Genomic DNA, 23,067 nt, shown 5'->3' on the forward strand with positions numbered 1-23,067 from the left:
GTGGTTGACGCTGCTTCGTTTTAACCCGAAGGGTTTCTGCGAAGCGAGCCGGCCATATTAGCAGGCTTTTCATCTCCATCAACCCCTCGTGAAGAGGAAGTTGCCGCCGCTGCACTTCAATCCGCCGTAGCGTCTTTCCGTGTAGCGAGCCGCCCATCATAGCCGGCTTTTCCGTTTCGTCAACACCTTTCGGTGTTTCCGATTCGCCCCGTTCGTTGTTGCGGTGCTTGAAGAAGCGCCGCCGTCCTGAGCGAGGCCGCGCAGTTTATCGAGCCTGTGCAGAAGTGCAAGCACTTTTTGACACGGGGATGACAATGCGCCGAATTTCTTGGGCAGGCTCCAACACGGCAAGGACATCAGCGCGCTCCATGGTCACCTCTATATAGAGACGTGCGCTCCACGCTTCGGTACCGCTGACTGGTCGGCTCGGTAAGAATGCAGGGCCCGGAGGAGCCATACCATGCCGCCAGCCCGCAACCTGTTCCGCGATCTATCCCTGTCAGCGATTGCCGCAGGCTTTGTCACCGTGCTGGTGGGATTTGCCAGTTCTGCGGTGATCGTCTTCGAGGCGGCGCGACATCTGGGCGCGGACCAGGCGCAGATCGCATCGTGGATGTGGGCGCTGGGCATTGGCATGGGCGTGACGTGCATCGGGTTGTCGCTGCGCTACCGCGTGCCGGTGGTGACGGCCTGGTCGACGCCGGGTGCGGCGATGCTGATCGGCAGCGCCGCAGGGGTTCCCTTGCGTGAGGCGGTCGGTGCATTTGTGGTTGCGGCGGTGCTTGGGCTGGTGGCCGGGTTCTCCGGGTTGTTCGAGCGGGCGATCAAGCGCATGCCGGTGTCCCTGGCGTCCGGCATGTTGGCCGGGGTACTGCTGCGCTTTGGACTGGATCTGTTCGTGGCGATGCAGAGCCAGCGGGTCCTGGCAATCGCGATGCTGGCCACCTATCTGGTTGGCCGGCGCTGGTTTGCGCGCTATGCGGTGATTGCGACCTTGCTGGTGGGCATTGCGATTGCGGCGGGCGGTGGGCTGATGCACTGGAATAGCGTGCAGCTGGAGCTGGCCTATCCGGTGCTGGTGGTGCCGTCGCTGTCGTGGGCGGCGGTGGTCGGGCTGGCGATTCCATTGTTCGTAGTGACGATGGCCTCGCAGAACGTGCCCGGCGTGGCGGTGATCCGCGCGTCCGGCTACACGGTGCCGATCTCGCCGACGATCGGCTGGATCGGTGTGGTCAATACGTTGCTGGCGCCGTTCGGCGGCTACGCCTTGAACCTGGCCGCGATCACCGCGGCGATCTGCATGGGCCGCGAGGCGCATGAAGACCCTGCCCGGCGCTATACCGCCGCGGTGAGCGCGGGCGTGTTGTATGTGGTGATCGGCTTGTTCGGGGCGACCGTGGCGGCGGTCTTTGCGGCGTTCCCGCGCGAGCTGGTGATGGCGATTGCCGGAATCGCGCTGCTGGGCACCATCGGCAACAGCCTGGCGGCAGCCTTGCGCGAAGACAGCGAACGCGAGGCGGCATTGGTCACCTTCCTGGTGACGGCCTCCGGGCTGAGCTTGGGCGGGATCGGTGCGTCGTTCTGGGGGCTGGTGGCCGGGACCGTCACCCTGTTGCTGTTGCGGCCGCGCGCTTGACGCGGCGATTGCAGCTCAGCGCTGGCAGCGCTGCTGGGGCTCGATGTCCTTTAGTGTGTTCCCTCAGGCTTTGAGCGGCACCACCACTGATCGATACGCAGTGACTCAAGACGCTGAAGGGGCGCATCGTTAGGGGCGCATCGTTGCCCGGGCCGCTAGTGATATTGCCCGACGCGATGGATGCGACAGCAGCGGCCGCCTGCAACCGCCACTCGACGTCGATGCGTCGGGCGGCACTTATTCCGGATCGCGCAGCTGCAACAGCCAGTGGGCGATGACGCCGCTGGGGCTGGGCAGCGGTTCGAGATGGAATTGGCGATAGATGGGCGAGCCATCGTGGGCGCGTAGCGGCAGGGTGACGTAGGCGGCACGGCCCAGCCGCAGGGCGTCCTCGAGCAGTTCGACCTTGGACCTGGCGGCATCGTCGGCCACCAGGGTCAGAATGTCGCAACCGATCAGCTCGGCAACCTCGGCCTGGCTGAGGTCGGCGAATGCGGGGTTGGCGAAGATCAGCCGGTGCGCGGCGGCGGCGGCGCCCCGCTCGATAATGGCCACGCCGTCGCGCAGACGCGACAGCGAGGCTTCCAGCAAAGTGAAATCCTGCTGGAAGCGCTTGCGCTCCATCAGTTCGATCAACACGCGCAGGCTGCGTGCCGACTCCAGGTGCAGCGGCGACCAGCGGCGCGCGCGACCGCTCACGGTTTCCTGCCAGAGATCGAAGCTCTTGCGGGGCGACAGCCGTGAGTTGGGGATATCCGGCAACTTGGCCAACTGCGGGTTGCCGGCCCATTTGACCTGCTGCACCTGTTCGCGGCGTGTCCATAGCAGCGCGCTGCGCGATTGCGGCATCAGCGGCACAAAGATGAAACCGGCCGCCAGTGGCGCGAGATCGGCCAGCTCCGGGAACACCTCGCCGATGGCATCCACATGTAGGGCGCCGACGGCGTCCTCGCGCAACGCCTCGTGGTGCTCGGATTCGATGTGGTTGCGGATACGCCGGAGCGCGGCGGCATCGGGCGTGCTGCCGTGGCGGCTGATCTCGTTGCCGTGGAAGATCGCCACTCCGTCGGCATCCACCACGTCCATCAGATCCGGCGCCATGTCGGCGAGCAGCTCCACGGTCATGTGGTCGGCGGCGTTGAAGTCGGTGATCAACTTTTCGCGCACGGTGAGCAGTACCGATTCCAGATGCGCGCGCGACACCGCCTGCAAGGCGCCGATGCGTCCGGCTAGCGCGCGGGTGACCGCATCGGTGGCATCGCGCATGGCGTGACTGGTGAAATGCGGGCTGTAGTGATGGCACGCGATCAGCCCCCACAGCACGTCGTTGACCACGATCGAGGAGACCAGGGTGGCGGTCACGCCCATGTTGGCCAGATATTCCAGATGCACCGGCGAGACGCTACGCAGGCTGACGTCGCTCAGATCCACCGGGGTGCCCAGGCGCGGATGCAGGGTGGGCTCGATCGGCGATGGCCGGTAGCCGACATCGGCGATCTGGCGGACACGGTTGCGCAGGTACAGCGCGCGCGCTTGGGCGGGGATATCGGTGGCCGGGTAATGCAGGCCGAGGTAGGCCTCCAGGTCGGGTTGGCGTGCCTCGGCGATCACGTCGCCGTTCCACTCTTCGTCGAAGCGGTAAATCATCACCCGGTCGAAGCCGATCATGCTGCGCAGGCCCTTGGCCGCCCGCACCGCGGCTTCGGCGATGCCGGGATCGCGCTCGATGCTGCGCAACAGCGGCAGCGCTTCGCGCAGGGTGACGTCGATCAGGCGCGCGTCGCGCGGCTCGATTTCGATCAGCCACTGCTCGGGATACAGATGCCAGGCGGCCACCCAGGGGTGGTCGGTGGGCGCAGCGCGCCTGGGGAAGCGCACCTCGGCATGCAACAGGTGTTGCGGTTGATCGTCCACTGCGAAGGGCTGCGCGTCGGGCAGCTCCAGCACCTGGGCGTAAGGCATGCCGAGCAAGGCGTCCATCGGCACGCCGAGCAGGTCGGCTGCGGTGGTGCTGGCCTGCACGATGCGGCCGTCGGCCGGTTCGATCACCAGCAACACGCCATAAGGCTGGATCAAGCCGGGAATGTGGATCGGCTCGCGCGCGCAGACATCCATATCCAGGGGTTCGGTGGGCTGATTCACGGGCACGGCTCCGCTGCGAGGCAAGTGTGGAAGTGGGCAAACATGGCCTGCGCACCAGCGATGGCGGCAGCCTGCGTGTGGGGGGAATCCAGGCGCTGATCGAGGACCGCCTGGAAGCGGCGCCAACCGGCGGGGTCTTCGTCGGCCAGTTCGAAATACTGCAGCGCATCGGCCAGGCCGGGCTGGTGCTTGCGTAGACCGCGCGCGATGACGCGGCCGCCAAGCTGCGAGCCTTCGACCACATACAACATGCCCCAGCGCGCGGCGTCGGTGCGCGCAGCGGGCAGTGCGATCGGCAGATCCAGTGGTTGATCCAGCGCCCGCAGGTCGGCACGCAAGGCCGGCACGCGGCGGCGATAGTGCCAGCCGTTGCCGACCAGCGTGCTGAGCCAATCGCCCAGATGCGCTTCGAAGCCGGCCAGCAAGGCGTGGTGGCGACGCAGGATCTGCGCATAGCTGGCGCGATCGACCTGTCCCTGCCCCAGGGCCTGCATCAGCGGCACCGCTTCGACCAGGCGATGGGTGTCCTGGGTGGCGTGCCGCAGCACGTGCGCGGCCGATGGCGGAACAGCCAGGGTGTCAGGACACATGAGCAATCGAGGCGGTGCCGCGGCACGGAGTGCACCAGCCTAGCAGCGCCTGCGTAAATCAGATAAAGCGGACGCGAGTGCTGGATGAATACGTTGGCATCAGCCCTGGGCTGCCGGAGCGATGCCACCGCCCCGCCCGGCGCGCTTCCATGCCATCACCCACCCGGCGGCGAGTAGCACACCGGCCAGCAACCACGGCGCGCCGGGCAGATGCAGTGGCGCGCCACTGCCGATGAACCAGGCAAACACGTTGGCGAACAACAACGGCCCGGCGATACCGGCCAGGCTGATCAATCCTGTCAAGGCGCCCTGCACGCGACCCTGCGCATCGGCGCCGACTTCGCGGGTGATCAAGGCTTGCGCGGCTGGCGCAGCGATCGCCCAGAAGGCGCTGATCGGCACGCCGATCAGGAAGGCCGCACCACTGTCGGCCAACCCGTAGATGACGAAGCCCACCACCCCGCAGCCCAGGCCCAGCAACAAGGCGCGACGTTCGCCCAGCCAGCGTACGATCCGGCCGACCAGCAGCGCGTTGACGATGATGCTGCACACCCCGACCCCAGCCAGCACCCAGCTCACTTCGCGCGGGCCCCAGTGGTACTGGTAACCGGCGAACAGCACGAAGATGCTGGGATAGACGTAATGCGCCAGGTTGGCCAGAAACACCACCGAGGCCAGGCCGAACACCTGCGGGTAGCGGCGTAGCAACTTGAGTGCGCCCAGCGGATTGGCATGCGACCACTCCAGGCGCGCGGTGCGGCGCTCGGGCGGCAGCGATTCGGGCAGCACGAACCAGCCGTACAACACGTTCAACAGGGCCAAGCCTGCGGCAAACCAGAACGGCCAGCGCAAGCCGATGCCACCCAGCCAACCGCCGATCAACGGGCCGGCGACAAAGCCAATGCCGAACGCGGCGCCGAGCATGCCGAACGCGCCGGCACGTTTGTCGGCGGGTGTGACGTCGGCGATGTAGGCATTGGCCGTGGAAAAACTGGCCGAGCAGATGCCCGAGATCACCCGTGCCAGCAGCAGCATCGGCAAGCTGTGGGCGATGGCCATCAGGATGAAATCCAGCCCCAGGCCCAGGCACGACAGCAGGATGACCGGGCGACGGCCGAAGCGGTCGGACAGGGCGCCTTGCAGCGGCGAGCAGACGAACTGGATGGAGGCGAACAGGAAGCCGAACCAACCGATCCAGCCGGCGGCCACCACGTAATCGCCACCGGTGAAATGGCGCACCAGATCCGGCAGCACCGGAATGATCACGCCGAAGGACAGCACGTCGATCAGCACGGTGATGAAGATGAAGATCAACGCGGCGCGGCGGCGCCCCGGGGCTGGAGCGGAATCGGCGGAGAGAGACATCGCGCGGCCCAGGATGGCGAGGCGGGAAGTGTAGCTGCGGATTGGCTCGGATCGGCTCTGGGGGCGTGACCAGGCGTCGGCACGAGGCTTAAGCGGTGCGAGCGGCTGGATTGGGCTGGACCGCAGGAGATTGGTGCAATCGCTCTGTGGAGATCGCTTGGGTTTGGTGGGGCTTGTGCGAATCGCGCTGAGCGACTTGGTGCCCCAAGGGCGATGTCAGCTGATTTTTTAGCTAGGAGCAGCACTGGACGTGCGGGTGTGTTCGGCTGGGAGTTCTTGCTGACACCGTACCCTCATCCGCCCTGCGGGCACCTTCTCCCGGTGGGAGAAGGGATGGGTCGTGCGATGCGGCTTGGAGGTCTCCCGTCTGCCTGCGCTTGGAGAAATAGAGGTGCGGGGTGGGTCCCGGCTGGAGTTCTTGCTGACACCGTACCCTCATCCGCCCTGCGGGCACCTTCTCCCGGTGGGAGAAGGGAGCGGGTCGTGCGATGCGGCTTGGAGGTCTCCCGTCTGCCTGCGCTTGGAGAAGTTGAGGTGCGGGTGGGTCCCGGCTGGAGTTCTTGCTGACACCGTACCCTCATCCGCCCTGCGGGCACCTTCTCCCGGTGGGAGAAGGGAGCGGGTCGTGCGATGCGGCTTGGAGGTCTCTCGGACGCATGCCGCCATGCTCAAGCCCCTCTCCCGCCGGGAGAGGGGTTGGGGTGAGGGTGCGGCGGCTGCGTATGGCGCGGCTGCAGTGCGTCTCCAACCCGTTCCACCTTGCTCTCCGGCTCTCCGGCTCTCCTGCCCTTCGGCCCTTCGGCCCTTCGGCCGCTGCATCCTCCATGCAGGTTGCAATCAAAGGAGCTGCCCGGCGATCAGACAGCGCGCGCCGTCGCAACGCTCAAGCCGGATCGAATGGAGGCCACATCAACGCTCAGCATCCGTTGACGAGCAACTGCGCCAGCCCTCGCCCACGGCCACCCACAGACGATGTGCGCGGCCGGCTGGGTGGGCCCGCGCCGCACCGGCCGCGGCGTCTGCCACCAGGTTATTCGACGCTGATGGTCTGGGTCAGGGTGTGGCTGGCGCCGGGGGCCAGTTCGATCACGTCCGGGCCGGCGTTGGCCGCTTCCAGGCAGACGTAGTCGCGCCAACCTTCGCCCACGTCGGCCATTTTCTTGCCGGCCTCCTCGCCCGGGTTCCAGGCCACCAGCGAGCGGCTGCCCTGTGTGGCGATGACGATGCGGCGGCCGAGCACCGGGTCGGTGAGGGTGTAGCGGCCGCCGGCGTTGGTGTAGATGCGGTCGCTGCGGCCGGGATCGCGCGGGTCGCGCAGGCTCCAGTCGCCTTGCTGGCGATGCGCAGTGGCGTAGTTCTCGTATTTATCGAGATAGTCCAGGCCATCCAGGCCCTGCACGCTGACCTTGAGCGCGTCGCCGACGCGGAAGTAGTTGTGCAGCGCCTGGGTGAAGCGCACCGGGGCGCCGCTGGTGTTTTCGGTGATCAGGCGTTGTTCGAGGGTGCGGCCGATGCGCAGGGTCATGCGCAGGCGCAGCGCCAGGTCGTCGAAGGCCGGCGGGGTGAGCGTGAGCACCACGGTGCCGTCGTCTTCGCGATGGCTCTCGGTGAGTTGCCACGGCACGGTGCGCACGAACCCGTGCGCGGGCACGTCGCCGGTCTGGTCCTGGCGGCCGAAGTACGGCCAGCACACCGGCGCGCCGCCGCGGATCGGGGTGGGCGGCTGCTTGGCGATCGGCGACAGCCACATCACGTCCTGGCCGCCCTTGGGCACGAACGACAGCAACTGGCCGCCGAACAGGCTGATGGCGGCAGTGGAGAACGGGGTGTCGATCAGCAGCGAGGGGAAGCCGTGGAAGTCGCCTGTGGTCAGGCCGGTGGTGTCGGACATGGGGGATGCCTTGTGGACGATGGGAGATTGGGCGAATGCGGGGTACGCGGCCGGCAGTTTGAAAGCGGTGCCGCGCACGGTGGCCATGCCGGTGAGCGGCGGCGCGGCACGCAAAGCGGTGAGGATGCGCTGGCCGGGGCGGCCGTCGGCGGGCTGCAGGCCCAGCCGGGTCTGCTCGACCTGGATGGCGCGGCGGGTGGCGCTGCCGACCATGCCGTCGGCTTCGCCGATCTGGTAGCCGCGGGCGAGCAGCAACTGTTGCAGGTCACGGCGTTCCGGACGGCCCAGGCCGGGGTCGTCGGTGGGCCAGGCGGCAACCAGCCCGGGGCCGCCGCGCAGGCGATCGGCCAGCAGCGCGATCGACAGCGCGTAGCTTTCGGCAGCGTTGTAGGCGTAGATCGCGTCGTAGTTGCGGAACACCAGGAAGGCCGGGCCGGTGGCACCAGCCGGTAGCAGCAAGGCGGCCGGCGTCTCGCCGGGTAGGCCGGTCGGAACCAGCGGCTTGCCGTCGGTGCCGAGCAGGCCGGCAGCCTGCCAGGTCTGCAAGGGTTGGCGGCGGGTGCGGCCGACCTTGCTGGCATCGAAGCCGCGCGGCAGGGTGACTTCCATCCCCCAGGGGCGGGCGCGTTCCCAGCCGGCCTTGACCAGATAGTTGGCGGTGGAGGCCAGCGCATCGGGAATGCTGGCGACCAGATTGCGGCGGCCATCGCCGTCGCCGTCCACCGCAATCCGCGCATAGGTCGAGGGCATGAACTGGGTCTGCCCGAACGCGCCGGCCCACGAGCCGGTCAAGCCATCCGGCAACAGATCGCCCTGCTGCAACAGGCTGAGCAACGCGAGGAATTCGCCGCGAAAGAACGGCTGGCGGCGGCCTGCGCACGACAGCGTGGCCAGCGAAACCAACAGCGGGCGCTTGCCGGTGACGCGGCCGTAGTCGCTCTCCACACCCCAGACCGCCACGATGGTGGCCGGGTCGACGCCGGTCTGCTCGGACAGGCGGGTGAGCAAGTCGTGGTGGGTGACCAGCATGGCCTGGCCGTCGGTGACGCGCTGGCTGTCGACCAGACTGGCGAGGTAGTCCCAGATGGGCGTAGTGAACTCCGGTTGCGCGTCCAACAGCGGCAACACGCTGGGATCGGGCGCCAACCCGGCGGTAAAACGCTGGAAACTGGCCGCGTCCACGCCCTTGGCGGCGGCCTGGGTCTGCAACCCGGCCAGGCAACGGTCGAAGGCCGGGTCGGCCCAGGCGACCAGCGGCAGCAAGGCCATCAACAGCGGCAAGGCGCGCCGGGTCGGCGTCATGGCGCGGTGGCCGGCGGGTGGACGGACGTCATGCGGTAGAGCGCTCCAGTCGCGAATCGATCCGGAAGGATAGCCAACCTGGCTGGATCGAGGCGTGCAAGCGGCGGCGGCGTGACGCGGTGGTTGCCGCGCGCGGCGGTGCGGGTGCGATGGATGAGTGGGCGGTGCGTTGGCTCAGCGGCTGCGGGCTGGCGCCCGGTGTCTGCTGCCGCCCTTGAACGGCACACACTCGGTATCGAGTTGTTCGCCAGTCAACCGCTTGAATCCGGAGTGTGCCGGCGCTGGCCGGCTTGCGATTGCAGCTGGGGTAACGCGGGCGTCAGCGTTGACGCGTCAGCTGCCGTCGCCGGTGATGCCGCTCAGCAGCGACAGCGCTGGCGTGGAGGCGCCGGCCTCGACAACGCGGCGCAGGCGTGCGCGGCGCGGCGCATCGTGGCGAGGCCCGAAACGGACCATGCACGTGGCCAGCAACGCCGGCAACACGATTGCAAAGACCACCAAGGCCGTCAGCGCCCATTGCCAGAAGTTGAAGGTTGCCATGATCGCTGTCCGCCCCCCGCGGCGAGCTTCGCCGCGCGGCAAGCTTCCCGGATCGGCTGCGAACGCTGTGTCGACAAAGTGGCGCGATGGGCGCCGTTGGTCGGGTGAGGCGGCGACGGTGTAGGTGCTGCATGGCGTGGCGCATGCCAATCACGGCTGCGCAGCTACCAGGCGGGCGCGGATGGTGCTCGGTACTAGCCTGGATCAGGCGTCCGCTTCGGTTCTGAGCGCGCGGTCACCTTACGGAACGATGGCTCGGTGCGGGTTATCTACCGCGCTGCATTCCCGATGGTGCTGGTTGGAGGCTGCGGCTGGCTGGTTGGAAGACATCAAACACGAAGGGCGGCAGGGGAGCGTTGAGGGTGGTCCTTCCCCTATGAGGGATTTGGGGGATCGGCCTGGGTCGAGGAGCGATTGCGCCAGAGGACGCACCCTCATCCGCCCGTTGGGCCCCTTCTCCCGATGTAAGAAGGGTTTGAATTGTCTCTGTATGAGACCTGGTTGCGCGCGGTTGCGCTTGCGGTGGTCGATTGAAGCGGCTGCACGTTTCTTACGTCGCCCTTTGCTCTGTCATTGCGACAAATGTCGGAGCACGGATGCGTGCGTGGTCATTCGCACGGTGACTTGATCAACCACAGTTGCCCGACGGACCGGGCAGCACGTTGCGTTAAGTGCAGCGCCGCTGGCTGCACTTGGCGAGGGCAGGCGTCGAAACACGGATGTACGCGCGGTGTTCCGCACAGTTGGACGATCAGCCACTACTGGCAACGGAAACGGCCAGCGCGTTGTGCGGACTGCAGCACCGCTGGCGGCACTCAGCGGGCGTCGAGGTAATACCAGCGGCCGTCTTCGCGGACGAAGCGGCTGTGTTCGGTCATGCGCACCGCGCTGGCGCCGCCGATGCGGTAGCGGGCCAAGAACACCACCTCGGCGGTGTCCTCGCCGGTGACGCTGGTGCGCTGGATGGTCAGGCCGAGCCAGGTGGTGCGGCCGCCTTCGTCCAGCGACAGCTCGGCCGGGCGCGTGGACGAGTGCCAGCTGGTCAACAAGTAGTCGACATCGCGGCGCACATAAGCGCTGTAGCGCGAGCGCATCAGGGTTTCGGCATCCGGCGCGGCGGCACCGGCGTGGTAGAGCCCGCAGCAGCGCGCGTAGTCGGCGGGGCGGCCGCAGGGACAGGGATCGGTGGATGCAGAGTTCGCCATGGGGGGATTGTGCTTGATTCGGGATTCGGGATTCGGGATTGGGGATTCGGTGATCAGCAGGCAGCGAGCGTCCATATGTCATGAGCAGTCTGTGGGGTTGGTGGACAACTGCTAGGTGGATGTTCTGCGATGTTGGGTGGTCTGCATTGAAGATTCCTGCTTACTTCCTGCGTTTTCGTGCCGCACGTTGCGTCGCAATTCGCGGGTGTGGCTGGGAGGTGGACGTGATGGATCGCGATGCTGCCATTGGACTGCAGCAGGACTTGCTTCCGTCCCCTCCCCCGCTCCGCGGCCAGCGCTTGCTGCGAGGGCACTCCAAGAAGCGCGTGTTCATGCTGCGCAAGCCGCGCCCTTTCGCCCCGCGGGGGAGAGGGGCTTTGGATTCCGTGCTCTGGATGCTGCGCGTTATCGATTGGGTGTGTACGTGGATGACGTGGGGTCAGGCATCGGCTCACGCGACCTGCTGCTATCGCTACTACGCCTGATCCTGCTACTCCCGCCGCTGCTACGCCTGCCGCCGTTCCGTTAGCTGTCACTGCGGCGCATGCCGTCAGCGCACTCGCTATGCTGTCGCCCCCGTCGTGCGGAGCGCCGTTGTGCTGGAACTGATTCCCACCGAGTTGCCGTGGCTGCTGTGCATTGCATTCGTTGCCGGGTTGGTGGATGCCGCGGTGGGTGGCGGCGGGTTGATCCAGTTGCCGGGATTGTTTGCGACCTTGCCGCAGCAGGCGCCGTCGCTGATCCTGGGCACCAACAAGTTCAGCGCGATGTTCGGTACCGGGGCGTCGGCGTGGCGGTATGCGCGCACGGTGCGCTTTCCGTGGCGGCCGGTGCTGTACGCCACTGCGGCGGCGTTTACGTTTTCGTTTCTGGGCGCGACGGCGGTCAGCCTGTTGCCCAAGCAGGCAGTGCGGCCGCTGATTTTGCTGTTGCTGATCGCGATGTTGATCTACACGCTGATCAAGAAGGATTTCGGCGCGCTGCATCGGCCGCGCGAGATCGGTCGACGCGAGTTGATCACCGCCTTGGCGATGGGCGCGGCGATCGGGTTTTACGACGGGTTCTTCGGTCCGGGCACGGGGAGCTTTTTGATCTTCCTGTTCATTCGCTTCTTCGGGCTGGATTTTCTGCGCGCTTCGGCGGCGGCCAAGGTAGTGAACCTGGCCACCAACCTGGCAGCGCTGTCGTTCTTTCTGCCCAGCGGCCAGGTAATGCTGGCGCTGGGCATTCCGATGGCGGTGGCGAACGTGGCCGGCGCGGTGGCCGGCACGCGGATGGCATTGCGCGGTGGCACGCCGTTGATCCGCAAGTTGTTCCTGGTGCTGGTGGTGGTGCTGATCGGCAAGATGGGCTGGGATCTGCTGCACTGATCACGCTGCAGATGTCCTCGCCCTTCTAAAACTCCATGCTCAACGTCGCCGACAGCGTGCGCGGTGCACCCGGATAGTTGGTTGTCTGCGTCACCGGTTGCTCGATGTAAAAACGATTGGCGACATTGCGCAGCATCAACGCCAGTTGATAACGGCCGCCGAAACGGTACGCCGCCGAGGCATCGAACCGCGTGTAGCCGGCAATGCGGTAGCTGTTGTTCAAGTCGCCCTCGCGCTCGCCGACATGCACCGCACCGGCGCCCAGGGTCAGGCCGTACAACGGACCGGTGGCCACGTGGTAAGTGCTCCACAGACTGGCGCTGACGCGCGGCACGCCACGCAGGCGATTACCGACCGGGATGACGCTGTCGCGGGTGACCTGCGCATCCAGATAGCCGGCGCCGAGAATCATCCGCCAGTGTTGGGTGAGCTCGCCGGTGATGTCCAGTTCGACGCCGCGCACGCGCTGCTGGCCGGTGACCAGCACAAAGCCGCTGTTGTCCGGGTCGCTGGTGGCGACGTTGTCCTTGGTGATCTGGAATGCCGCAGCAGTGGCGAGCACGCGGTTGTCCAGCAGCGCGCTTTTCAGGCCGATCTCGTACTGGCGACCGGTCTCCGGCGGTGCGCTGCCGCCGGCAAACAGCGTGGCGCTACGCGGGCGAAACGACGTCGACGTATTCGCATACAGCGACAGCTGCGGCGCGGCCTTCCACACCACACCCACACGCGGCGAGGCGCGGCGGCCGTCTTCGCGGGTACGCGCGCCGTTGTCCACGGTGGTCTGCTGCACGTCGTCCCAACGCACGCCGGCCAGCACGTCCCAGCGCTGCCCGATGCTGATCTGATCCTGCACGTACAACGCGGCGTAGCGCGCATCGACCTCGATCTGCCGCGCAGGCACATAGGTGCCCGGCAATGCGCCCTGCACCGGGTTGCTCACGCTGATGCGCGCCAACGGCGCGCGGGCTTCATCGGTCTGGCGATGCGCATCGACGTATTCGGCGCCGGCCAGCACCTGATGGCGTAGCGGGCCAGTATTGAAACGGGCCAACACTTCGGTCTGCGAGGTGGTGGCGCGCACCTGCTGCTCCTGACGCACGGCGCGACGTTGCACAAACGCACGGTCGGCGCTGAAGCCGGTGAAGTCGGCCACGTCGCGACCGCTGTCGCCGTCCTGGTGATTGAGGATCTGGCGCAGCGTCAGCCACTCATTCGCGTCATATTCGATACGGCCGCGTGCAGTGCGCGAGGTGCCGCGATTGCGCGACCACGGCTCACCGAAACTGCGCTCTGCCGGGCCACGCACCACACCGTCGATGACGACCAGACCGCGATCGCCCGGGCTGGTCTGGCGGGTGTAGTCCAGATCCAGATCGGCACGCAGCTGCGCAGTGGGCCGCCATGCCAGCGAGGGCGAGACGAAGACGCGGTCGCCATCGGCCTGCGCAGCGCGAAAGCTGCCGGTCTGCTGCGCGGCGGCGCTGACGCGGGCAGACAGCGTGGGACTCAGCGGGCCGGTGACGCTGGACTGCACGCGGCGCAAGCCATGTTCGGCCACCTGCAGCGACGCGTTGCCGCCGAACGTGTCGTCCGGCCGCAACGTGACCAGATTGATCACCCCGCCGGGCTCACCGCGCCCGTACAACACCGCCGCAGGCCCTTTGAGCACTTCCACCTGGGCGACATTGGCCAGGTCGCGCACGGTCTCGGTGAAGTTCTGCGCCGGGTTGAGCAGGATGCCGTCGACCGCATACGACGACGCTTCGAAGCCGCGAATGACGAAGGTTTCCGAGCGATTGCCCTGGGTACCGCCGGGCTGCACGTTGGACACATTGGCCACCACATCGACCAACCGGGTGAGTTGCTGCTCGTCGATCACCGAACGCGGCACCACCTGGATCGCCTGCGGGATGCGCTCCACCGACGTTTGCGTACGGGTGGCGCCGGCGGCTTTTTCCGGCCGGTACAAAGCGCGTCGCTCGCTCACCACGATGGCATCGAGCAGGCTGGCCTCCTGCGCGGCGGCCGGCAATGCGGCAAACAGGGACACCAACAACAACGGGCGCGGCAGGGGGCGTGGGGTCATCGACATCTTCAGCGGGAGCGATGCGCGCGGTTGCGAACACACCAGGATCCGAGATGATAACGATTCTTATCTGCAAATGTGGTGTGCCTGCGCTGGGTGGTCGGTTGTCCGCCGCTCGTTTGACCATGCAAACGGCTGCATGCTGGCGCGCAGCTGGGCCGCGCACTCGGGCGTTGCGACGCAGAAGGCTGCGCGTTGGCCTGGGCAGACACGGATTTTTTGGTCCAGCTGGCGGCAGGTACATCGCGCTGTGCGGTTTGCCTTGCCGGTTACCGTCATTTGAGCGAGGTGCACCTTCGGTGTTTGCACGCCGGACAAAAGCGCCAACATCTACGTTCGCAACGGTGCCTCTTTTTCAATGACGTGTGTGCAGGCGGAGCCTTGCGCATGTGTCGCAGCGCTCGTGGCGACGTCATCGCTGAGAGAACGACGCAGTCGACGCGTCGGCTGCCGTCTACCGACGAAGGCAACCTGAGCAGCCCTACGCCGCGCAGCGTGTCGCTCGTCGCCGCCAGCGCCGTGTCTGCATGCCTGCGGCGGCGGTAGCGAGCCGTGACGCCGCGTCGGACGGCGGCTCCCACGGCATAGCCGCACCGGGCACTCAGCGTTTGCTGCGTGCCTTCGATGCCGCACCACGCGCCGGTGCGGGCCGCGGCTTGGTGGATGCCGCTGACGCTGGCGTTGCGGCCTGCTTGCCTGACGTGCGTCCCAATGAGGCGACCTTGACTACGCTTGCTGGCGCCTTGGCCGCACGCGTGGGGCTGGACGTCGGTTTGACGGTGCGAGCTGTAGCTGCAGCAGCAGATGTCGACTTGGCGGCAGGCTTGGCAGCGGCAGCTGGGCGCTTGAGCGCCGGCTTGGCAGCGGGTTTTGCAGCGGCCTTGGGCGACTTGCCCGGCATTGCAGCCTGGGTGCGGGGTGCGCCCGACACCGCCGATGTGCGCTTGGCTGATGCAGCGCCGTCTGCCTTGGCTGCCGTGTGCGTTGGGGCTGCCGCACGCGTGCTGCTGCGTGCAGACACCGGCGCGGAAGAAGTCGCTGCAGCCGCGGGCTTGCCCTTGCCACGACGCGTCGGTGCCGCGGCTACTGCCTCGGTTGGTGCAGCGATCGCCGCGCCCGCTGTCGCCTGCTCGTCTGCCTCGCGGTCTGACGGTGCATCGCTCACCGCCGCTGCGTGGCGTTGCTGCGCCGCCGTGGCTGGCGGCTCGGCCTGCGAGGCCGCGGGTTCCTCGCCACGCGAGCGCTCGGGCAATTTCAGCCGCTGCGCCTGCTCGTCGTATTCGATCAGCAACACGCCGGAGTTATGGCGGCCACTGATTTCCACAAAGCATGCGCCACCGATGAACGGCTCCAACGTCATCACCGATTTCAACGGCGTGGCCACCACCATCTGGAAGCCGAAGTTTTCGAAGATGTTCATCGCCAGCGCGGTGAATTCGTTGTCGGCCTTATCGAAGGCTTCGTCCAGCACCACCGCGCAATAGCGCGGCAGTTCGCCATCTTCGCCACCGAGCTGATAGCGCAACGCTGCCGCCAGGCAGGTGGTCGCCAGTTTCTGCCGCTGACCGCCGGACTTGCCCGCGCCGCTGCGGTAGATCTCCACCTGCGCACGGCTCTGTGCATCCAGCTCCACGCCGATGAATTCCACATGCAGGCGCACATCCAGCACCTGTTCGCGCCAGCGTCGCGCCTCCGGCTCCTGCGCGCCCAGACGCGCCACCAAGGTGCGCAAGGTGGCGAACTGCGCCTCGGCCAGCGCACGGTCTTCGGTCTGCTGGTGCGACAGCACGGCGCGCAGCTGCTGCTGAAATTCCTGCACCTCGGCCAGGCGACGGTCGCTGACCTCGATGGTCAGGATGGTGTCGCGATTGAACGGCACCTGCTCCAGGCTGGCGTTGACTTCGTCCATGCGCTGCTTGATGCCCTTGTGGGCTTCGGCAGTGTGGCGCTGCAGGGCGAGCAGGTTGTTCTTGCTCTGGGTCTGCAGCAAATCGAAGAAGCGGTGCTCGTGACGCGGCAGGCCGTCGCTTTCCAACCGGTCCAGGCGCGCGAGGAAATCGTCGGCGCTGGACAGGCTCACGGTGAAGTCGCCGCTGTCTTCGGGCCACTGCTGGCAGTAGCGACGGAAGCATTCGAGCAATTGCGCGCTGAGCCGGCTGTCGCGGCCCTGGCTTTCGGCCAGCTGCTCGGCCAAGCCGCGTTCGACCACGCGGAAGTGCGCTTCCAGATTGTCCAGCGACAGCGGTGCCAGCGCGGCCAGGCGTTCGTGCAGGCCCTGCAACTGAGTGGGAGTGAGCGCGGCGGTGCCGGCACGGCCTGCGCCGCCGGCCTGCTGCTGCTCCAGGCGGACGCGCTCGCGCGCCAGCTGTGCGCGTTCCAGGCGCACGTCCTCGAAGGTGCGCTTGGCCTGATCGCGCAGGGTACGCGCAGTCTCGATGGCCTGGCCCAAGGCACGCAGGCCGCTGTCGCCTTCGCGCAGTTGCTGCAGTTGTTCGTCGATATCGGTCAGGCGTTGCAGCTTGGGGCCGACGTCGATCTCGTCCCAGTCGCGCTCCACCAGCGTGTGCGCGGCCAGCTGTTTTTCCTGGTCCTGCTCGCGTTGCTTGCGCAGCGCGGCCACGTCGGCTTCGCAGCTGGCGATGCGCTGCGCGAGCGCCTGCGCTTCGCGTTCGAACACCTTGAGCTTGTCGCGGTTGTCGTGCCCCAGCAGCCAGCGCTTGCGGTCGTTGACGGCGTGGCGGTCGTCCTTTTCATAACGATCGCCGGGATGCTTGACCTGCCCTTCGCGGGTGATGGCGCGGTCGGCATTGCGCAGCGCGGCGGCGTTGTCCACACAGGCGTAATCGAAGCGGCGAGTCAGCTCGTTGCGCAGCCAGTCGGTGAAAGCGTGCTCGCGCAGTTGCAGCTTGCCAGGCAGCGCATCGGGATCGACCCGCCGCGAATGCAGTTCGTCGTTGCGACGCACGCGGAAGTACACCAAGCGCGTGCCGATATGGGTGCGGTTGACCCATTCGCTGACCTGCGCGTAATGCCGCTCGTCCACCAGCAACGACTGCGCAAAGCCGTGCAGCACGCGTTCGATCGCGCCGCGCCAGGCCATCTGGTCCGCGCGCACCTGCAACAGCTCGCCGACGAAGGGCAGCGCGGATTCGGCGATGCCGGTGTCTTCGCATAAGCGCGCGCGCAGTGCCTGCATCGGTGCGGGCAGGCTGGACGGCGCCTTCTTCAGCGCATCGAGTTCGCTACGGATGTCCGCAAAGCGGCGCTCGTCGTCGCGGCGCTCGCCCATGCGCTCGGCAATGGCCTCGTCCAGTGCGCTGGCGTGCTGTTTGCCGCCATCGAGCACGCTCTGGGCATGCGCCACCTGCGCGGCAAAGCCGCTGGCACCGGCTGCCAGCGCAGTGCCGAGCTGGCGGCAGGCCTGTTCGATCTGCGCGCGGCGGCGCAGGCGCTCGTCGCGCTCGCGCTCCACCCGCACACGCTCGCGTTCGAGTTCTTCGATCTGCTCGCCACCGGCGGCGCGTTGCTCGCGTTCCAGCCCGGCCAGTTTCTGCTCGTGGTTGTCCAGCGATTCGCGGCGCTGGCCTTCTTCGCCGGCCAGGCCGCGGTCCTGGCTGTCTAGCTCCAGCAGGCGCGCCTGCAGCAAGGCGACGCGTTGCTGCTCGCGGTAACTGTCCACGCCCAGCTGCAGCTCACGCAGCTCACCGACGCTGCGGCGCAGGTCCATCAGCGCGGCATGGTGCGCGCGTGCCGGGCTGAGCGTTTCCACCTGGCGCCGCGCGGTGACCACGGCGTGGTGCGCGCCATCGAGCTCGGCGAAGTCCTCCACCAGCCGGTCGGCGGCCTCGAAGGTGCGCGGCTCATCCAGCATGAACCCGCGCAGGAAGGCATTGAGATCGCCCAGATTCTTGGCCGACTGGGTCTTGTGCAGCAGACGCAGCGCCATCTCGTTGCTGATGCCCAGCGCGTGCCGGAAGCGTTCGGCATAGCCGGCAAAGCCGTCGAAATGCGCCACGTCCTCGCCCAGACGCGCCTTGAGCTTGCGCAGGTCAAGGTCGAAGCCATCCAGTTCGCTGGCCACATCGAAGCTGCGCGGGGCCACCATGTAGTGGCGGCGCACATCGGCCGCGGCATTGCCGCTACCGGCGATCCAGAACAGCCGAATCAGGCTCACCGCCTCGCCCTGCGCGTTGCGGTATTCCAGCACCAGCGCCGTCCAGGTCGCGCCCTTGCGCAGGTACTGGGTGGCGATCTCGCCGGAGGCGCTGTCCTGCTGATCGGCCCACGCACCGCGCACATACGACACCAGGCTGCGGTCGCGCCCACTGCGCTCGGCCTCGCGCGCGGCCGCGTTGAAATCCACGATGCTCGGTGGCGTCAGCAATGCCGACATCGCATCCAGCAAGGTGGACTTGCCCGAACCCGAGCGCCCGACGAACAGAAAACCCTTCTCGGCAATCGGCACCTCGGTCAACCCGTTGAACGTACCCCAGTTATGCACCTGCAAGCGCCGCATGCGGAACTGCTGCGCACGCTGCTCGGCCAGCGTCTCGGCAAACAAGGAAGCACCCGGCGACGCCGGCGACAGGTTGGACTGGGAATTCATTGCTCACTCACCAAAACAGAACGACAGGGACACCAAGGACAGACCATTACGAACGGTGACGCATTTTTGTGGGGCGGTGGTGCGGGATGCGGGTGGGTAGGAGTTAGGCAGGAATACGGATGGGGCAAGGGGACGGCTTCGCGACCAAGGTCGCTCCTACAACAGCGTGGTGCTTGAACCAATTGCGGTGAAAGCCGGACGAGCGCGACAACCGTTGCGGATTGTCGAACACCTGCATTACTCACCGCTCACCTTTTCAACATCGTCCTATCGCGCGCCCATCGCTCCTTCTTCGTTTCTTCGTGACTGCTTTGCTGCTTTGCTGCTTTGCTGCTTTGCTGCTTTGCTGCTTTGCTGCTTTGCTGCTTTGCTGCTTTCAGCAGTGTGTTGCAGATACAGGCCCCGCTTGTTGCTGTTGTTGCTGTTGCTGTTGTTGTTGCTGTTGTTGTGTTGCCGTTGCCGTTGCCGTTGCTTGCGCAGTTTGCATTTCGGGGCCCCATACCGCAGCGGCAAGGCCGGCAGATACAACCCGCAGGGCGGCGCGCATGGATGCGCGGCGTTTTTGTAAGGGACATGGATGTCCCTTACAAAAATTTCTGCCGGCCTTGCGCACCCGCAGCGCCTTGACGCGGAGGGCGCGAGGACGGGGTGTGCTTTCTTTTGGTTACTTTTCTTTGCACAAGCAAAGAAAAGTGACTCGCGCCCGCAAGGGCGTGAAAGCTCTTGCCCTACCGCTCACAGCCAAACATCAATCAATCCGCACAACACCACACACCACCTGACACCGCACCCTCATCCGCCCTTCGGGCACCTTCTCCCGATGGGAGAAGGGAGATGCCATCCCAGGTGCAGAAACAACCCGCACAACACCACACACCGCCTGACACCGCACCCTCATCCGCCCTTCGGGCACCTTCTCCCAAAGGGAGAAGGGAGATACCGTCCCAGGCGCAAACGGCATCACTCCAACGCAACCTCCCCCTCTCGCAACTCCCGATACGCCACCACCAACGCCTGCACATCCTCCGCCGAGAACAACAGCTTCAACACCGGCGACACCTCGTAACGCTCCTCGCTGCCGCGCAACCGCGACAGCAACTGGTTGTCGCGCATCTTGCCGATTGCCGTCATCACCCGCCGCGTGAACCCGGCCTTGTCGGTGGACACGTTCTTTTCGTACACCGACAACGCCTCCACCAGCTGCGTCTCGTCCACCACCGCGCGTTCGCCGCGCGTATCGGCCTCGGCCAGTTGCTGGCGCAGGAACAGCAGCAGCACCGACTCGATGAAGGTCAGCGGCGCGCTGCGCAGCAAGCTGGGCGATTCCAGTTCGGCGGTGTCGGCCTGACGGGTGAACGCCACCCCGCCTTCGCGGTCCAGCACCAGCTGCAGAAAGAGCTCGCACAACACCTGGCGCACTGCCGCTTCGTTGCGCAGCAGCGCCGGCCACAAGCTGCCGTGCCGTTGCGCGTCGATGCTGGGACCAGCCAACAGCTGACACAGCGCACGGCGTGCATCGAACGGCAGCGTGCCGGTGTCGCCCAGGAACAGTGCGCCACCGGGCGCGGCGTTGGCGGCATCGCTCGCCGGCAGCGTCAATGCGGCATCGCGGGCGTCGTCGTTGTCGTCGTCCGCATCCAGCGGGGCCTGCTCAGACCAGTTCATTGCGTTTCTCCCGGGTAAACCACACCAAGGGAATGCGCGCGCGCCGCAAGATGCCGTCGCCGCCTTCCCATTGCACCATTTCCATGTGGCCGTCGATCACCACGCCATGGCGCGTGCCCAGCGACAGATAGCCAATCACGCTGCCAAGCCCCTGCGCGGCCGGGCGTTGCTGCAAGGCATCGCCGATGGTGAGCCGCGGCTGTTGCCCAAGCAGCACGTACAGATCGTTGCGCAGGGTGCGCAGATCGATTTCCGATTGCGCGACCAGGTCGCCCACGCTGTCCAGCGAGATCTCTGCCGCGTCTGCGGCATACACGCGGCCATCGACCTGGGTGAGCCGTGGATCGTGCAGCCGCCACTGCGACAGCGAGCGCAGGCGGCTGGCGCTCAGCGCCTGCGTGTAGCCGGTGGCGGCGGTGGCGTGCAGGCTGTCGCGCAGCTGCAGGGCTTCGCCCTGCGCCTGCTTGAGCAATTGATTGAGGCGGCGCTGTTCCAGATAGCCGCGGCTCTGCACGAACCCGCGCAGGCTACGCGCGAAGTGCTGCATTACCGTGTGCACCTCGCCGCCGCGCTCCAGCAGCGTGCCGGTGAGCCCACGCAGGAAAGCGCGTTCGCGGCGGTCCAGTTTGCGTGCGAAGCCGCGTGCGAGCAGCGCGTCCAGCGCGTTGTCCAGCTGGCTGCTCTGCTGGGTGTCGTTGAGCAGGCTCCAGAACGCCTCGAAGGTGCGCCCGGCCTCGCTGTCGGCAATCACGTCCACGCCGCTGAACAACTGCTCCAGCACATCGCCGCGCGCGCCTTCGTCATCGATGATGCGCTCGCGGAACTGGCGGTTGAGCTGCTCGAAGTCATCGCGCACGCGGTGGAAGTCTTCGGCCAGTTCGTCGGCCAGATGGATCAGGTCGCGGGTGCGCTCCAGCGCGCGCTTACCGTCCAGTGCCGCAACCCGGCCGGCCGCTACGCGCTCGATCTCGGCATCGATACGGTCGCGTTCTTCGCGCAGCGCAGCCAGGCGCGTGGCCGGGTCGGCCTCGGTCTGGCCGGCCAGTTGCACCAGTTGCTCGATCACCAGCGACAACCGGCTTTCGGTGGCGCTGCTGCCGCTCTCGCGCAGGCTCGCGATGAAGCGGATGGCCTGGGTGGCCGCACGCGAGAGTTCGTAGTCCTCTTCGGCCGCGCCTTCGGGCAGGCGCCGTTCCAGCCAACCCTGCGAGAGCCAATGCGCCAGATACGCCTGCGCGGTGCGCGGCAACTCGCGCGAGAGTTCATCGCCGCGCAGCGCATCCAGCTGACGCTGCAGGCGCGCATGCAGCACCGCCGACGGCAGCCGGCGCTCGCCGTCCAGCAACAGGGTCTGCAGCAGGCCGATCAGCTCCGGGGCGTGATCGGCGGCGAGCAATTTCCACGCCGGCTGGTCGCGCAACTGGCGGTAGCCGGCAATCCGTGCCTGGTGCTTCATGGCGACTGCAGGGGCTGCCTCAACGCTTGCCGCCTACTTCGAGGAACTGCAGGAATTCGGCGCGGGTGCGCGCGTCTTCGCGGAAGCTGCCCAGCATCTTGGAGGTCACCATGCTGACGCCGCGCTTGTGGATGCCGCGGGTGGTCATGCACTCGTGCGAGCCTTCGACCACCACGCCGACGCCGCGCGGTTGCAGCACGTCCTGGATGCACTGGGCGATCTGCGCGGTCATTTTTTCCTGCACCTGGAAGCGGCGCGCGTAGCTTTCCACCACGCGGGCCAGCTTGCTGATGCCCACCACCTTGCCGCTGGGCAGGTAGCCGACGTGCACCTTGCCGATGATCGGCGCCATGTGGTGCTCGCAATGGCTTTCGTAGGAAATGTCGCGCAGCACGATCAGTTCGTCGTAGCCGGCGACTTCCTCGAAGGTGCGCTCCAGGTATTCGCGCGGTTCTTCGCGGTAGCCGCTGAACCAGTCGCCATAGGCTTCGGCGACACGGCGCGGGGTATCCAACAGGCCTTCGCGGGCCGGATCTTCGCCGGCCCAGCGCAGCAGGGTGCGTACGGCATCTTCGGCTTGGGCCTGGGTAACGGAGGAATCGGGCTGGTCGGACTGGCTCATGCGCAGGTGCACCCAAAGGGGGCGAGCATGGTACCCGAGGACGGGCCGGCGGCCCCAGTGGCGGTTGTGGCCGCTGGGCCGGGTTCAGTGACTATTGATTCATTGTTGAATTGATAGCATCCTAACTATTATGACGCTTAGCACACTCTCTCCCCGCGCCCAGCTCAGCTCCGGCCTGTTGGTCGCCGCCCGCCAGTGGCAGCGGCTGGCCGACCAGGCCTTTGCCGAATTCGGCCTGTCCAGCGCCTGCACCGGCCCGCTGCTGATGATCGGACGCTCTGGCGGTGGTATCCGGCAGGTGGCGCTGGCACAGCAACTGGGCATGGAAGGCCCCTCGCTGGTGCGCCTGCTCGACAAGCTCTGCACACAGACGCTGGTGCGCCGCGAGGCAGACAGCAGCGACCGCCGCGCCAACCAGCTGTGGCTCACCGACGCTGGCCATGCGCTGGTCGGGCGCATCGAGATCCGCCTGGATGCGCTGCGCGCCGAGGTCTTCGGCGCGCTCAGCGAAGCGCAGGTGCAGACGGTGCTGACGCTGTGGGAGCAGATCGCGCAGGCGCATGCGCGGCTGAGTCAGCCCGACTGAGTCAG

The 23,067-nt window shown here is 66.8% G+C and carries 15 protein-coding genes; 3 read left to right on the forward strand and 12 right to left on the reverse strand.

The window, feature by feature from the left end; all coding sequences use genetic code 11:
• Positions 1-460 precede the first annotated feature (460 nt).
• Positions 461-1,636, forward strand: a complete 1,176-nt coding sequence (locus VC212_RS19785; protein ID WP_323526698.1) for a benzoate/H(+) symporter BenE family transporter — start codon at positions 461-463, stop codon at positions 1,634-1,636.
• A 237-nt stretch (positions 1,637-1,873) separates the two neighbouring features.
• Here the strand turns inward: VC212_RS19785 and bphP are convergent, their stop codons facing one another.
• From bphP to VC212_RS19815, 6 genes are all read right to left on the reverse strand, one after another.
• Positions 1,874-3,778 carry a bacteriophytochrome BphP gene (bphP, locus tag VC212_RS19790; RefSeq protein ID WP_055852340.1) on the reverse strand — a complete coding sequence of 635 codons (1,905 nt, stop codon included), beginning with the start codon at positions 3,776-3,778 and terminating at the stop codon, positions 1,874-1,876.
• Positions 3,775-4,368 (reverse strand): biliverdin-producing heme oxygenase, encoded by a 594-nt coding sequence (locus tag VC212_RS19795; protein WP_323526699.1) that lies wholly within the window; start codon positions 4,366-4,368, stop codon positions 3,775-3,777. Before VC212_RS19795 ends, bphP begins: the two co-directional genes overlap by 4 nt.
• 99 nt (positions 4,369-4,467) lie before the next feature.
• The gene (locus VC212_RS19800; RefSeq protein ID WP_055852348.1) at positions 4,468-5,733 is read right to left on the reverse strand and encodes a TCR/Tet family MFS transporter; all 1,266 of its coding nucleotides are present in this window, start codon (positions 5,731-5,733) and stop codon (positions 4,468-4,470) included.
• A 1,030-nt stretch (positions 5,734-6,763) separates the two neighbouring features.
• Complete coding sequence (locus VC212_RS19805) at positions 6,764-8,926, reverse strand: lytic murein transglycosylase (protein ID WP_323526700.1); 2,163 nt, start codon at positions 8,924-8,926, stop codon at positions 6,764-6,766.
• A 333-nt stretch (positions 8,927-9,259) separates the two neighbouring features.
• Positions 9,260-9,466 (reverse strand): hypothetical protein, encoded by a 207-nt coding sequence (locus VC212_RS19810; RefSeq protein WP_115552330.1) that lies wholly within the window; start codon positions 9,464-9,466, stop codon positions 9,260-9,262.
• An 815-nt stretch (positions 9,467-10,281) separates the two neighbouring features.
• A complete protein-coding gene (locus tag VC212_RS19815; protein WP_323526701.1) occupies positions 10,282-10,671 on the reverse strand; it encodes a YchJ family protein in 390 nt (129 codons plus the stop codon).
• A 596-nt stretch (positions 10,672-11,267) separates the two neighbouring features.
• Between VC212_RS19815 and VC212_RS19820 the strand changes: the two genes are divergently transcribed.
• Positions 11,268-12,041 (forward strand): TSUP family transporter, encoded by a 774-nt coding sequence (locus VC212_RS19820; RefSeq protein WP_193552549.1) that lies wholly within the window; start codon positions 11,268-11,270, stop codon positions 12,039-12,041.
• 25 nt (positions 12,042-12,066) lie between these two features.
• Here VC212_RS19820 and VC212_RS19825 read toward each other — a convergent pair whose 3' ends face one another.
• The 6 genes from VC212_RS19825 to folE form a co-directional block, all read right to left on the reverse strand.
• Positions 12,067-14,127, reverse strand: a complete 2,061-nt coding sequence (locus VC212_RS19825) for a TonB-dependent siderophore receptor (protein ID WP_323526702.1) — start codon at positions 14,125-14,127, stop codon at positions 12,067-12,069.
• Between the two features lie 601 nt (positions 14,128-14,728).
• A complete protein-coding gene (locus VC212_RS19830) occupies positions 14,729-18,733 on the reverse strand; it encodes an SbcC/MukB-like Walker B domain-containing protein (protein WP_323526703.1) in 4,005 nt (1,334 codons plus the stop codon).
• Positions 18,734-19,000: 267 nt separating this feature from the next.
• Positions 19,001-19,213 carry a hypothetical protein gene (locus VC212_RS19835; RefSeq protein ID WP_323526787.1) on the reverse strand — a complete coding sequence of 71 codons (213 nt, stop codon included), beginning with the start codon at positions 19,211-19,213 and terminating at the stop codon, positions 19,001-19,003.
• Between the two features lie 480 nt (positions 19,214-19,693).
• A complete protein-coding gene (locus VC212_RS19840) occupies positions 19,694-20,398 on the reverse strand; it encodes a DUF4194 domain-containing protein (protein WP_115559364.1) in 705 nt (234 codons plus the stop codon).
• Positions 20,385-21,854: a DUF3375 domain-containing protein gene (locus VC212_RS19845; protein WP_115526479.1), complete on the reverse strand. Its 1,470-nt coding sequence runs from the start codon at positions 21,852-21,854 to the stop codon at positions 20,385-20,387. The genes VC212_RS19840 and VC212_RS19845 overlap by 14 nt, the downstream gene beginning before the upstream one ends.
• Before the next feature lie 19 nt (positions 21,855-21,873).
• Entirely contained in the window at positions 21,874-22,476 is a 603-nt protein-coding gene (folE, locus tag VC212_RS19850; RefSeq protein ID WP_055852376.1) for a GTP cyclohydrolase I FolE, read from the reverse strand.
• A 130-nt stretch (positions 22,477-22,606) separates the two neighbouring features.
• Here folE and VC212_RS19855 point away from each other — a divergent pair, with 130 nt between their 5' ends.
• Entirely contained in the window at positions 22,607-23,062 is a 456-nt protein-coding gene (locus VC212_RS19855) for a MarR family winged helix-turn-helix transcriptional regulator (RefSeq protein ID WP_323526704.1), read from the forward strand.
• Positions 23,063-23,067 lie beyond the last annotated feature (5 nt).

Source organism: Xanthomonas sp. WHRI 8932A (assembly GCF_035012785.1).
Lineage (GTDB): Bacteria > Pseudomonadota > Gammaproteobacteria > Xanthomonadales > Xanthomonadaceae > Xanthomonas.